At 40.6% G+C, this 13,473-nt stretch carries 14 protein-coding genes; 8 read left to right on the plus strand and 6 right to left on the minus strand.

All coding sequences use genetic code 11. The features are described from left to right. Positions 1 to 2: 2 nt before the first annotated feature. The gene (locus AQPE_RS11830) at positions 3 to 1,244 is read right to left on the minus strand and encodes a TolC family protein (protein WP_318351269.1); all 1,242 of its coding nucleotides are present in this window, start codon (positions 1,242 to 1,244) and stop codon (positions 3 to 5) included. 373 nt (positions 1,245 to 1,617) lie between these two features. Between AQPE_RS11830 and AQPE_RS11835 the strand changes: the two genes are divergently transcribed. The 8 genes from AQPE_RS11835 (at position 1,618) to AQPE_RS11870 (ending at position 8,644) form a co-directional block, all read left to right on the plus strand. Next, positions 1,618 to 3,261, plus strand: coding sequence for an ABC-F family ATP-binding cassette domain-containing protein (locus AQPE_RS11835; protein WP_318351270.1), 1,644 nt, complete (start codon positions 1,618 to 1,620; stop codon positions 3,259 to 3,261). 293 nt (positions 3,262 to 3,554) lie between these two features. Then, complete coding sequence (locus AQPE_RS11840; protein ID WP_318351271.1) at positions 3,555 to 4,277, plus strand: head GIN domain-containing protein; 723 nt, start codon at positions 3,555 to 3,557, stop codon at positions 4,275 to 4,277. A gap of 71 nt (positions 4,278 to 4,348) precedes the next feature. Then, positions 4,349 to 5,053 carry a head GIN domain-containing protein gene (locus tag AQPE_RS11845; RefSeq protein WP_318351272.1) on the plus strand — a complete coding sequence of 235 codons (705 nt, stop codon included), beginning with the start codon at positions 4,349 to 4,351 and terminating at the stop codon, positions 5,051 to 5,053. Between the two features lie 172 nt (positions 5,054 to 5,225). After that, positions 5,226 to 5,816: a hypothetical protein gene (locus tag AQPE_RS11850; protein WP_318351273.1), complete on the plus strand. Its 591-nt coding sequence runs from the start codon at positions 5,226 to 5,228 to the stop codon at positions 5,814 to 5,816. A 377-nt stretch (positions 5,817 to 6,193) separates the two neighbouring features. Further along, positions 6,194 to 6,784, plus strand: coding sequence for a T9SS type A sorting domain-containing protein (locus AQPE_RS11855; protein WP_318351274.1), 591 nt, complete (start codon positions 6,194 to 6,196; stop codon positions 6,782 to 6,784). Positions 6,785 to 7,161: 377 nt separating this feature from the next. Further along, positions 7,162 to 7,752 carry a T9SS type A sorting domain-containing protein gene (locus tag AQPE_RS11860; protein ID WP_318351275.1) on the plus strand — a complete coding sequence of 197 codons (591 nt, stop codon included), beginning with the start codon at positions 7,162 to 7,164 and terminating at the stop codon, positions 7,750 to 7,752. A 262-nt stretch (positions 7,753 to 8,014) separates the two neighbouring features. Further along, entirely contained in the window at positions 8,015 to 8,374 is a 360-nt protein-coding gene (locus AQPE_RS11865) for an RDD family protein (RefSeq protein WP_318351276.1), read from the plus strand. Positions 8,375 to 8,410: 36 nt separating this feature from the next. Beyond that, complete coding sequence (locus AQPE_RS11870; protein ID WP_318351277.1) at positions 8,411 to 8,644, plus strand: hypothetical protein; 234 nt, start codon at positions 8,411 to 8,413, stop codon at positions 8,642 to 8,644. 92 nt (positions 8,645 to 8,736) lie between these two features. Here AQPE_RS11870 and pgeF read toward each other — a convergent pair whose 3' ends face one another. From pgeF to pstC, 5 genes are all read right to left on the minus strand, one after another. Then, positions 8,737 to 9,510, minus strand: coding sequence for a peptidoglycan editing factor PgeF (gene pgeF / locus AQPE_RS11875; protein WP_318351278.1), 774 nt, complete (start codon positions 9,508 to 9,510; stop codon positions 8,737 to 8,739). A 131-nt stretch (positions 9,511 to 9,641) separates the two neighbouring features. Beyond that, on the minus strand, positions 9,642 to 10,307 hold the full coding sequence (gene phoU, locus AQPE_RS11880) for a phosphate signaling complex protein PhoU (RefSeq protein ID WP_318351279.1): 666 nt from the start codon (positions 10,305 to 10,307) through the stop codon (positions 9,642 to 9,644). Positions 10,308 to 10,515: 208 nt separating this feature from the next. Beyond that, positions 10,516 to 11,274, minus strand: a complete 759-nt coding sequence (gene pstB, locus AQPE_RS11885; protein WP_318351280.1) for a phosphate ABC transporter ATP-binding protein PstB — start codon at positions 11,272 to 11,274, stop codon at positions 10,516 to 10,518. A gap of 1 nt (position 11,275) precedes the next feature. Next, entirely contained in the window at positions 11,276 to 12,184 is a 909-nt protein-coding gene (gene pstA / locus AQPE_RS11890; protein WP_318351281.1) for a phosphate ABC transporter permease PstA, read from the minus strand. Further along, positions 12,181 to 13,416, minus strand: a complete 1,236-nt coding sequence (gene pstC, locus AQPE_RS11895; RefSeq protein ID WP_318351282.1) for a phosphate ABC transporter permease subunit PstC — start codon at positions 13,414 to 13,416, stop codon at positions 12,181 to 12,183. Before pstC ends, pstA begins: the two co-directional genes overlap by 4 nt. Positions 13,417 to 13,473 lie beyond the last annotated feature (57 nt).

The raw sequence follows: 13,473 nt of genomic DNA on the forward strand, positions 1-13,473 counted from the left end.
GATTAATAGACAAGCTCCTTATTGAGGAACTTTTCAAGTTCAATGAGTTGAATATAGAATTCGCGCAAAGCCGACAAATACCTTTGCTGGCTATTCAGGTATATTTGCTGCGCCTGAATAAGGTTTAGCAAGTCAACTTCGCCCAGCTTATAAGCACTCAGTGTGAGAGCTTGTAATTTTTCGGCTTTGCTGCGTATGGTTTCATCGTATCGTTTAATGGTAGAGCGGCTTACTTCGTAACTGTGCCAGGCATGTTCAATTTGTTCTTTAACGCCTGATCTGATTTCTTTTTGTTTCCACTGAATTTCTTCCTGACGCGCCAGATTCATTCTTATTTTCCCTTTTTGCTCCAGCGGATACCAGATCGGGAAACTTAGTCCAAGCTCGAACCCGTTAAAATTGTACCCTGTTCCATAATCTTGCTTGTAAAGATTGAATCGGATGTCAGGCAAAATATTACTTCTGGCTTCTTTCAGGAAATAACCCGATGCTTCCAATTCTTTAATCGATGATTGATAGGAAGGCTGCTCTGTTAAAACCGATAGTGCAGTAATCTGCGAAATTGCCACATCGTTGCTTTTAAGCGAATCCATAAACTCAATCGTATATTTTTGATTTTCAGGAGGCAATCCCATTAGGTTGAAAAGAGAATAACGCGCCTGATGCAGCTGCCGGCGAGCATCGTCGATATCATTGTTCGACTCGGCCACCTGGAGTTCAGCTTTGGTTAAATCCATGCCATTTCCCATTCCGGTTTCGAACTGGGTGTAAACGGCATTGTATAACTCTGTGGCCAGCTTTAGTTGTTGGTCGCGAAGTTTCTGAAGGTGAAGTGCATAAATAACTTCAACATAGCGCGATTTCACATTTGCTTTTACTTTTCGTTCTTCTTCCTGAATGCTGAATTCCATCGCCTTTTCTTCCTGGCGGATGCCTTTTAGCCGATAAGCAGTAGTTAGCGGAAAATCAATCGATTGCGAAACAGTCATTCGTTTTTCCTGAAAAGGATCGGCAGCCTTGTTGTTGATTCCCTCTTTCATGTAACTGAATTCGGGAGCCGAGATGCCCGTTTGGGTGCGCCATTCCTCTTTTTTCTGATTCAGTTGCGAACGCATTTGATTGATCGGCGCATTGTTTTTGATGGCCTGATCAACGGCATCCTGAATGGTAAGTAGTTGTGCTTTTACCGGGTGGAAACAACCCAGTAGATATACCAGAAGCACGAATTTGGGTATTTTACTCATGATTTTCGGGTTATTTGATTTTCAGTGTTATAAGTTAATGATTTTTAAGCTGAAAACCAGCTATTAAGCACATACAACAGAAAAAAAAAGAAAATGATTAATTCGAATTTGATCTGAAGGAAGATTTAAGCTAATTTTAAGAATTGCCAGATTTATCTGCACTATTCGTTCTATCGTATACACAAGTTCACCCCGCTATCTTGTTCTTACCTGCATGATCATTGTCAAAAATAGTCTCTTTCTTTTCTATCCTTTTTTAGAATTGATTACAGATGCATATTAAAAAATTGTGGATTTTATCCGCGATAAAAAAGTATAAACTGTACTTAAGGCAAAACGTTTATCTTTGCGCCTTCTAAAAAATTAAGATAGAATGATTTCAGTTGACGGAGTTACGGTGGAGTTTAGCGGATCGGCGCTTTTTTCGGATGTCTCGTTTGTGATTAACGAAAAAGACCGCATTGCCTTGATGGGAAAGAATGGAGCAGGGAAATCGACTCTGTTAAAAGTAATCGCCGGAGAGCGAACTCCCAATAAAGGAAGGATTTCGACACCCAAAGATGCCGTGATTGCTTATTTGCCCCAGCATTTGTTGACCGAAGATAACCGCACTGTTTTTGAAGAAGCATCTCAGGCTTTTGCCCGGATTTTTGAGATGGAACGCGAGATTGCGGCCATGAATGAAGAACTCACCGTTCGCACTGATTACGAATCGGATTATTATGCCGATTTGATTGAACGCGTTTCAACGCTGAGCGAAAAATACTACTCGATTGAAGAAATTAATTTCGATGCTGAAGTTGAAAAGATCCTGTTGGGACTCGGTTTCATGCGCGAAGATTTTACACGCCCGACCAGCGAATTCAGCGGTGGATGGCGAATGCGCATTGAGCTGGCCAAAATTCTGTTACAAAAGCCAGATCTGATTTTACTGGATGAGCCAACCAACCACATGGATATTGAATCGATTCAGTGGCTGGAAGAGTTTCTGATCAACAGCGCCAAGGCGGTGATTGTGATTTCGCATGACAGGGCATTTGTCGACAACATCACCACCCGCACCATCGAAGTGACGATGGGCCGTATTTACGATTACAAAGTTAATTATTCGCATTACCTCGAATTGCGCAAAGAACGCCGCGAGCAACAGCAAAAAGCGTTCGACGAACAGCAACGGTTTATTGCTGAAACAACCGAGTTCATTGAGCGCTTTAAAGGAACTTATTCGAAAACCCTTCAGGTTGGATCGCGCGTAAAAATGCTCGAAAAACTTGAAATCGTCGAAGTGGATGAAGTCGATACATCAGCTCTGCGCCTGAAATTTCCACCTTCTCCACGCTCCGGAAATTATCCGGTTATTGTTGAAGATTTGACTAAAAGGTACGGCGATCATGTCGTATTCAAAAATGCTTCGTTGACGATTGAGCGTGGCCAAAAAGTGGCTTTTGTTGGTAAAAATGGTGAAGGAAAGTCTACTTTGATAAAAGCCATTATGAACGAAATTGATTTCGAAGGCAAGATGACACTCGGGCACAATGCCTTGATAGGCTATTTTGCACAAAATCAGGCTTCGTTGCTCAACGAAGACCTAACCGTATTTCAAACGATTGATGATGTTGCGGTGGGCGATATCCGGACAAAAATTAAAGACATGCTGGGTGCATTCATGTTTAGTGGCGACAACATTTCGAAAAAAGTCAAGGTGCTTTCAGGTGGCGAACGTACCCGACTGGCAATGATTAAATTGCTGCTCGAACCGGTTAATTTGCTCATTCTCGATGAGCCAACCAATCACCTGGATATGCGCACCAAAGACATTCTGAAAAGTGCACTGAAAGATTTCGATGGAACGATTATTCTCGTTTCGCACGATCGCGATTTCCTCGATGGACTTGCTGAAAAAGTTTACGAATTTGGCAACAAACAAATCAAAGAACACCTGTATGATATCAAAGGCTTTCTCCAGAAGAAAAAAATGGACAACCTAAGAGAAATTGAGCGCAAGACTGCCAATTAAGGCATAATTCATCCGATGACTGGAGTTCATCGGATGAATAGAATTTTTACATCTTTAATGATCCGATGAGGTTAATTCATCGGATCATTTTTTTTGGATAAGTTACTAAATCTAAAAATTAGTCACTTTACAACCACAGATAATTCTTCATTTTGTCTTCAGTGCTGAATATTTTGTCTTCACCGGTAAAAAGGGGCCATTCAACGAAAAAACTGATTTTTTCTGATCCCACCTTCCTAATTTTGGTAACGAAATCAACTTTCATGCGTCTATTCAATTAAAACAATCAAACTATGAAAACGAAACACATTCAATTGATCGGAATCTTTGCATTCTTAACCTTATTTCTTTCATCTTGTTGGTTCATGGGGCCTTCTGTTAAAGGCAACGGAAATGTGACCGAAGAAGTCCGGCAAGTTGGCGAGTTCGATCAAATTCAGGTAAGTCGTGGAATGAATGTTTACGTTACGCAGGGAAGCCCTGAAAAAGTTGTTGTAATTGCTGATAACAATCTGCACGAAGTGATTGAAACCAAGGTAGAAGGTGGCATTTTGAAAGTATATGTCAACGAAAATGTTCGTTGGGCAAAAGAAAAAAAGGTAATGGTTACTGTCGAAAAACTTTCGGGCGTAAAAACCTCATCCGGATCGAATGTTTGGTCGCAGAATCAGATCATGGCTGAAAACCTTGAACTGAGTGCCTCGTCGGGAGCAAACCTCACCATGGACGTAAATGCCAAATACCTGAAAGCCGATTGTTCATCCGGAGCAAACATTAAACTTTCGGGCCTGGCCAAAGAAGCTGACCTGGAAACATCTTCAGGAGCAAACTTGAAAGGCGAAGAACTGAAGGCCGATAATTGCAAAATGAGAGCTTCGAGCGGAGGTAATGTTTCGTCAACGGTGAATGGAAGATTGGAAGCAAAAGCTTCGAGCGGTGGTAATGTAGTGTACTTTGGTGAACCAACCGAAACCGATGTAAATACTTCTTCAGGCGGAAATATCCACAAAAAGTAAACCCGCAATCTGCTTCAGAGCCAAACAATTGAGACAATTGAAACAACAGAAACTATAGAAACACAAAGCACATGAAAACAATTAAACTAATTACATTCTTTCTCTTCGTTGCAGCCTGCGTGCAGGCAACAGGCGTTAATGCTGGCCGTCAGACACGCCAGATCACTGGATTTCACGGCGTTTCGGTATCGAGCGGAATCGATTTATTCCTGACCCAGAAATCTGTCGAAGAAGTTGCCGTTGAAGCCCAATCGGAAGATTTGGACAAAATTATTACTGAAGTTGAAGGCGGAATCCTTAAAATTTACATCAAGGAAAAATCGTGGTTTAACATGAAATGGGACACCAGACCACGCAAAGTTTACGTGTCATTTAAAACCCTCGATAAACTGCAAGCTTCAGCAGGTTCTGATGTAATTTCGGAAGGACGCTTAAAACTAGATAAACTGAATTTGGATGCCAGTAGCGGATCGGACGTCAAACTTGAACTTGAAGTAAGCAATTTGAGCGTTGGGTCGAGCAGCGGATCTGATATTTCGTTGAAAGGTACTGCAACCGACTTGGAGGTTAGCGCCTCAAGTGGGAGCGATATCGATGCCAGCGACCTACAGTCGAAAAACTGTAACGCCAGCACTTCGAGCGGATCGGACATCAAAGTAAATGTGACTGAGAAACTTGATGCCAGTGCCAGCAGCGGAGGCGATATTTACTACTCCGGAAATCCAAAAACCAAAGACATCAACGAGTCGAGCGGTGGTGATGTTCATAGCAGATAACTAAAGTTCCAGAGTTCAGATTTATTTTATTCAGAAGTGTCGGTTTATTGCCGACCAGAGATACTTTGCCCTAACAGAAACAAATAAAAAGATAATAGAAACGACCTAAAGCCATGTGGGTCAATCGATTTAAACAATTCAAAACAATTAAACAATTCAAAAACAGAACACCATGAAAACAATGTTAAAAGTTACATTTTTGTTCGCTCTTGTAGCATTTGCGAACACCTTATTTGCAGCAGGAAACCTGAAAGTAAACATTCTTCCTGTAGATTCAGAAAAAGCAGTAGTAGCCGTCTCAACGCTCAGCGACAGCAATTTTAACCTTACCATTGCTGATGAAAATGGACAGATTATTTATTACAGGGAAAACTCGAATAACGGAGAAAATTACCGTAAAGTTTTTAACTTCTCGGATCTTGACGATGGAGCATACAAATTAACGGTAGTCAGCGACAATTTAACTGCCGAACGTCAGTTTAACAAATCGCATGGAAAAATCGAAGTGGGCGAAGAAAAAACAATGCTTGAACCGTTCTTCGGATACGAAGCTGGCATTTTGAGATGTTCTTTCCTTAATTTCAACAAGGAAGATATAACTATTTACTTCTACAAAAACAATGAACGAATCTACGATAGAAATGTCGGTCGAGATTTCAGTATTCAACAAGCCTTGGACCTTTCAAAACTCGATAAGGGTAAATATGAAGCAGTTCTTTATGCAGGCGGTAAACGATTTACATATCCAGTTCAAATACAATAAATAACTCCTATTGATCTTGTGAGTTGGTTTTGTACTTGTGTTAGTTTAAACCTTTCAGGTGTGCGATCCTGAAAGGTTTTTTATCTGCCGGATTTATCTCCGAACAAATGTATGTTGGCAGGGTGCATCAATTAGGCCTATTCGATCGAAAACATCATGCTGAAAATACGGACAAACGAAACGGCGAGTGGTTCGACTGTAAATAAAACAGACAATAAGTGTAAAATTATTTGACGTCATCAGAGTGTGCCTAAATCTGTATGTGGCTGATTTATTAACATTTGTATCTCTGGCATTATACTGGCATAATGTCAATAACAAAACAACTCAATCGTTGAAAACAATTAAACAGTTCAGAAAACAAAAAACAGAACACCATGAAAACAATGTTAAAAGTTACATTTTTGTTCGCTCTTGTAGCATTTGCGAACACCTTATTTGCGGCGGGAAACCTGAAAGTAAACATGCTTCCAGTAAACGCCGAAAAAGCAGTAGTTACCATCTCTTCTATCTCAAACAGTGACTTCAACATCACGATTGCTGATGAAAATGGTAAAATAATTTATTTCAAGGAAAACTCGAATGCAGAAGAAAATTATCGTAAAGTTTTTGACTTCTCGTTCCTTGAAGATGGATTATACAAACTTACTGTTGTAAGCAACGATATTACAACAGAGCGCCAATTTGAAAAGTCACATCGAATAATAAAAGTAGGCGAAGAAAAAACAACTCTCGAACCCGTATTTGGATACGAAAACGGCATTTTGAGATGTACGTATTTGAATTTCACCAAAGAAGACATAACACTTCATTTTTTTAAAAATAACGAGATAATTTATACAAAAAATATTGGTAGGCAATTCAATCTACAGGAAGCATTGAACCTTTCGAAACTCGATAAGGGAAAATATGAAGCAGTTCTTTATGCGGGCGGAAAACGATTTACATATCCAGTTCAAATACAATAAATAACTCCTATTGATCTTGTGAGTTGGTTTTGTACTTGTGTTAGTTTAAACCTTTCAGGTGTGCGATCCTGAAAGGTTTTTTATCTGCCGGATTTATCTCCGAACAAATGTATGTTGGCAGGGTGCATCAATTAGGCCTATTCGATCGAAAACATCATGCTGAGAATACGGACAAACGAAACGGCGAGTGGTTCGACTGTAAATAAAACAGACAATAAGTGTAAAATTATTTGACGTCATCAGAGTGTGCCAAAATCTGTATATGGCTGATTTATTAACATTTGTATCTCTGGCATTATACTGGCATAATGTCAATAACAAAACAACTCAATCGTTGAAAACAATTAAACAGTTCAGAAAACAAAAAACAGAACACCATGAAAACAATGTTAAAAGTTACATTTTTGTTCGCTCTTGTAGCATTTGCGAACACCTTATTTGCGGCGGGAAACCTGAAAGTAAACATGCTTCCAGTAAACGCCGAAAAAGCAGTAGTTACCATCTCTTCTATCTCAAACAGTGACTTCAACATCACGATTGCTGATGAAAATGGTAAAATAATTTATTTCAAGGAAAACTCGAATGCAGAAGAAAATTATCGTAAAGTTTTTGACTTCTCGTTTCTTGAAGATGGATTATACAAACTTACTGTTGTAAGTAATGATATTACAACAGAGCGCCAATTTGAAAAGTCACATCGAATAATCAAAGTAGGCGAAGAAAAAACAACTCTCGAACCCGTATTTGGATACGAACCCGGCATTTTGAGATGTACGTATTTGAATTTCACCAAAGAAGACATAACACTTCATTTTTTTAAAAATAACGATATAATTTATACTAAAAATATTGGTAGGCAATTCAATCTGCAGGAAGCCTTGAACCTTTCAAAACTTGATAAGGGAAAATATGAAGCAGTTCTTTATGCTGGCGGAAAACGATTTACATATCCAGTTCAAATACAATAAATAACTCCTATTGATCTTGTGAGTTGGTTTTGTACTTGTGTTAGTTTGAACCTTTCAGGTATGCGATCCTGAAAGGTTTTTTAGCGCTAATCCTTAGAGAATTATTCAATTCATACTCATTCTAAATCACTAATTTTCTAACTTAACCATTGCGGATTATTGATAAGTTACGCTATCTTAGCCATGGTTTAATAAGAACGAAAAGCCTCGATAAATTCCAGTTTTTGGTATTTGTTAGGTTATAAATCGATCAAATACAGTGATGATTAACAAAACTTTACGATTAATCAATTTTATAATTGACACAGGAATCTACCTGCTTTTGATGATCCTGTTTTTGGTGACATTCAGAACCCAGATAAACCAGGAAAATGCGAAATGGATTTCAATCGCTGGATATTTTCTTTATTACTTCTTGTTCGAATACTTCAAAGGACAAACCATTGGCAAGATGTTTACAAAAACAATAGTTGAGTCACAAACCGGAAATCGAAACAACTTTTTTATTCAGATCTTAGGACGAACGCTCATGAGATTTATTCCAATCGATATTTTATCGTATTTATTCTCGGTGAACGGTCTTCACGATTGGATTTCAAAAACGGCTATTCACAAATTATAGCAATAAAAATCAAATATAATCTTTAACACACTTCAAATGAAAAAGAAATTTTATAATGTATTGGCATTGGTCGTAATTGCAGCTACTTTATCGAGTTGTGCTACTGTTTTTGGTGGCCAGGTTTCTGCCTGTCAAAAAACAAAACCTGCGGCTGGTCAACCAGCCAGGTCAGTCAGGGGAGTTGCTTTAGTGGCCGATATTTTATTGTTTTGGCCGGGAGCAGTTGTTGACTTTGCAACTGGAGCAATTTACAGACCTTGCGGTAAATAAGCTCTTCCGCTTTATAAAAACAGGAGGTGTTCTAAGTAAGAACACCTCCTGTTTTATTTTTGTTAGCTATTTTTAAAAGTGACAAACCTGCATCAACGAAGTTTGATTCCACTTACCATTCTTCCGGTGTCGGCTCCATCGCGGCGGGCCGAATAAAACAAATCGGCCTGTTCGAATGAACAAAGCCCCATCAGTTCAATATTTTTTTCTGAAATACCCGATTCCATCAGTACGGTTTGATTGGCCTCCCACAGATCGAAGTATGCTCTTCCTTCATTCATCGAAGGCTTGAGTAATGCAGAAGAATTGGTGAAATTAGCTTCAACAACCGACACCACTTCCGGCCCAACTTCGTAAGCATGCATGTGAATGGAAGGCCCGATTCCGGCAACAATGTCATCCGGATTGCATCCAAATGTTTCGGTCATCTGCTGAACGGTTTTCTTTGCGATTTTCGAGATTGTTCCTTTCCAACCGGCATGAATTGCTGCGACTACATTGTTCTGCGGATCGAATAGCAAGATTGGTACACAATCGGCCGTTTGAACACAAACAAACAATCCTGGTTCGTTGGTGATTAACGCATCAGTATCGTCAATTGTATTTTTATAATTTTCGGTGGAAACAACAACAACCCGATCGGAATGCGTTTGACGGGGAAAAACAAACTGACTAACATCTGATTCGCACGAAACAGCCAATTCTTTGCGAAATCCAGCGTAAATGGATTCAGAATCGCCCGTAAAACGTGGCTTATTACCCGATACCCAACCTTCTTTTGTAGTAACAAAATGGGTAATATTTTTATACTTCTTAAAACTTTCGAATTTAAAAATGGATAACCGTCCCTGAAGCATCTTTCTCATATCAGTAAAATTTTGGCGCAATATTACTCAGCCCGAAGATGGTTAAATATGACTTGTATCACACAATTCAAACTTAAAAGCAGCTCCAAACCGATATTGCTGATTCTGATAACGGAACTGAAACAAATTTATTACTGGATATTCTTCTTGTGCTTCACGATTTCACCTTCAACCACAAAGGTAATCGACTCGGCAATGTTGTTGGAGTAGCTGGCAATACGCTCAATGAGGTTAACGATGATCAAAATGTTGGAGGCCACCACCACGACTTCCGATTTGTGCATCATTTCTGAAAGAATTTTTGCAGCGATGGTTTCGCAACCTTCTTTTAATAAAGCCGAACGACGATAAATTTTCTGGCAGTATTCCAGATCGTGTGTTTTAACCAATTCCACAACATCGGCAAAAAGCAATGTGGTTATTTCGCTAACATTCTCAACACCCAGGTCGGCTACCAGTTGGCGGTAATCTTCGAGGGGTTCAATTCGCTTGGCAATGCTTACGGCATGGTCTCCAACCCTTTCCAGATCATTGTTGATTTTGAGTGCCGAAAGAATATAGCGCAGGTCGGATGCAACGGGTTGTTGCAAGGCAAAAATCTTCTGGCACAACCTGTCAATTTTTACATCAAGGGTATCAACCGCATTATCATCGTTGATCACTTTTTTAGCCAGCTTCAAGTCATATTCTTTCAATGCGGTAAGCGCATCATTTATTTGTTGATTCACCTGAGAACACATTTGCACCACCTTGTGCTCCAGCTTCTCAAGCTCCGAATCGAATATTCTGTTTTCCATAAGAGGAGGCCTCCCCCAAACCCCCTCCGAAAGAGGGGGCTTAAAGAACCGGCATTTATTAAGTTTTTACTATAAATTCGAAATTATCTATTCCGCAAAACATATACCACCAACCCTTGATACCCAAACTCCCTTCTTCTTTGGATAAAACTGGGGATGGGGCTTTTCAAAAGTCTCCCCTTCGGGGAGATTTAGAGGGGCCGTTTTTTCAACCAAACCTTCCAGTGATGTAATCCTCGGTTTGTTTCTTATCCGGATTGGTAAATAGCTTCTTGGTTTTATCGTATTCAATCAGTTCGCCCAGATAGAAAAAAGCGGTGTTATCGCTGATTCGCGCAGCCTGCTGCATGTTGTGAGTTACGATTACAATGGTGTATTTTTCTTTCAGTTGAACGATCAGCTCTTCAATTTTCGAAGTTGATAACGGATCGAGCGCACTGGCCGGCTCGTCCATCAACACGATTTCAGGATTAACAGCCAAAGTTCGCGCAATGCAAAGCCTTTGCTGCTGTCCTCCGGATAGTCCCAGGGCTGAATCGCCCAAACGGTCTTTCACTTCGTCCCAAATGGCGGCATTTTTCAGCGCTGTTTCAACAATTTCATCGAGTTGCTTTTTATCCTTCAGGCCATTGATACGCGGGCCATATGCAATGTTTTCGTATATCGATTTTGCAAATGGGTTCGATTTCTGGAATACCATTCCCACCTTTTTCCGGAGGGTGACCACGTCAATGTTATGGTCGTAAATATTTATGCCGTCAATCAGTATATTTCCTTCAATTTTCACGCCGTCAATCAGGTCATTCATGCGGTTTAAGCTTCTGAGGAATGTCGATTTCCCACATCCTGACGGGCCAATAAAAGCAGTCACCTTTTTCTCCGGGATTTGAATGGAAATTTTTTTCAGAGCCTGTTTTGCTCCGTAATAAAGATCCATGTTCTCGGTAAGTATTTTTTCAACAGTCATATTAATTTGATTTTTTCTGTCTGATTCGGTATCGTAAAACAATGGCTGAAATATTCAGGATAAATGTAAGCGCCAAAAGAACTAACGTAGTTCCAAATTGTATGGGCAGTGTCTGATCGACATTGGCCGATTGCGTTGTCATTACATAAATGTGGTATCCTAAAACCATAAACTGGTCGCTAAATGAGGCGGGAAGTGTTGCAACATAATAGGCAACCCCGGTGAAAAGAATTGGAGCAACTTCGCCAGCCCCGCGGCTAACGGCCAAAATAGTTCCGGTCATAATTCCTGAAATAGAACCCGGAAGAACGACTTTCCAGATGGTTTGCCATTTGGTAGCTCCCAACGCCAGGCTAGCCGCACGTAAATCTTTTGGAACCGTTTTCAAGGCTTCTTCAACCGAAACGATGACAACTGGCAAAGTGAGTAGCGCCATGGTTAAACTGGCCCAGAGAATATTGGGTTGTCCCCATTTTAACTGGCCGCCCATAAAGGTATTGTCCATTTCTACGCCTACAAACTTGATAAAGAAGCCCAGTCCGAACAGACCGTAAATGATGGATGGAATTACAGCCAGCGTGCGCACAGCAAAACGAATAACCTTTGCAATAATGGCATTTTCGTTGGCATATTCGGTGAGATATATGGCAGTAATTGTACCGAACGGAACGGCGGCAACCGACATGATTACAACCAGCAAAGCTGTTCCGTATATCGCCGGAAAGATTCCCCCTTTGGTCATTCCATCTTCAGGGAAACTGGTCAGGAATTCCCACGAGATCTGGTCTTTTCCACCGATGACAATTACGGCGATCATCACAACGATAATGGCAATAATCAGTAAGGCTGATGAAAGCGTGAGCCCTTCGATCAGAATACCTTTGATATTATTTTTGAAGCTCTTGATCATTTTCCCTGTATTCTTTTCATTAATTTTCCTTTCACGTAGAATTCAGCAATGGCATTCAGGATAAAAGTGAAGATGAACAACAACGATCCGATGAGAAAGAGCACATTGTAATGGGTATCGCCAAAAACCACTTCGGCCATTTCGGCGCCAATGGTGGCTGCTAGTGTGCGAACCGATTCGAACGGATTTAAACCCATTAGTGCTGCATTACCGGTTGCCATTAAGGCAATCATGGTTTCGCCAAAAACGCGGCCAATTCCAAGAAGTACCGCGGCAAAAATTCCGGGAGTAGCTGCCGGTAGAATGACAAAAAATGCAGTCTGCCATTTGGAGGCTCCCAAGGCCAGGCTGGCTTCGTTAAACGTTTTCGGAACGGCGGTAAGCGCATCTTCGGTAATGGTGAAAATAATCGGGATAGCTGCAATACCCATCGCAATACCTCCAACAAACGAGTTTAGGCGGGTATCGTAATGAAACATACTTTGCAGAAAAGAAGCCAGCACCATCAAGGCAAAAAAACCAATCACTACTGACGGAAATCCGGCCAGCAGTTCGATGGTTGGTTTTATAATTTCTTTCATCCGCCGGCTTGCAAACGACGCGGTGTACAATGCGGCCAGAATAGCAATGGGTGCGGCAAATAAAATGGAAATAATGGTAATCTTAAATGTTCCTATTATTAGAGCGATAATCCCATAACGGGGATTTTCCGAAACTGGCACCCAGTCTTTAGTCAACAACGATTTGAGCGCGCTCCGATTGTCGTCGAAACCACTTCCGGCGCTAACGGTATAGCTTTTATCAGAATCAGCAGATTGAGATGACTTATCGGTCACTTCACCATAAGTTTCCTGAACGTTGCTGTCCGCTGATTGGTCTGTCACTTCCCCGTAAGTCTCCTGAACATCCGGAGCGTTCGATTTATCTGTCACCTCTCCATATGTTTCCTGAACATCCGGAGCGTTCGACTGATCGGTTACATCACCGTACGTTTCCTGCGCTTCAGCCGAGGCTTCAATTTTTGCAGGCGCTTTTCCTGACTTGAAAATTGGGAGGGATTCCCTGAATACAAAAATGAAAATCAGGACAACGATCGTGATTGACAAATAAGCAACCCCTTTGATTATTTTCTCGGCCAGATAATCGCTCCACCTGAATTTTCGTTGGGTAATGTCGATCAGGCCAGAACTATTTTCCGTTGATTTTTTCCCCTTTTTGGTTTTTTTTGTCATAAATCGAAGATGTAGTTCAAAAAACACACTATACCTAAGTTCCTAAGAAAAAACTTA

Source organism: Aquipluma nitroreducens, from assembly GCF_009689585.1.
Classification (GTDB): domain Bacteria; phylum Bacteroidota; class Bacteroidia; order Bacteroidales; family Prolixibacteraceae; genus Aquipluma; species Aquipluma nitroreducens.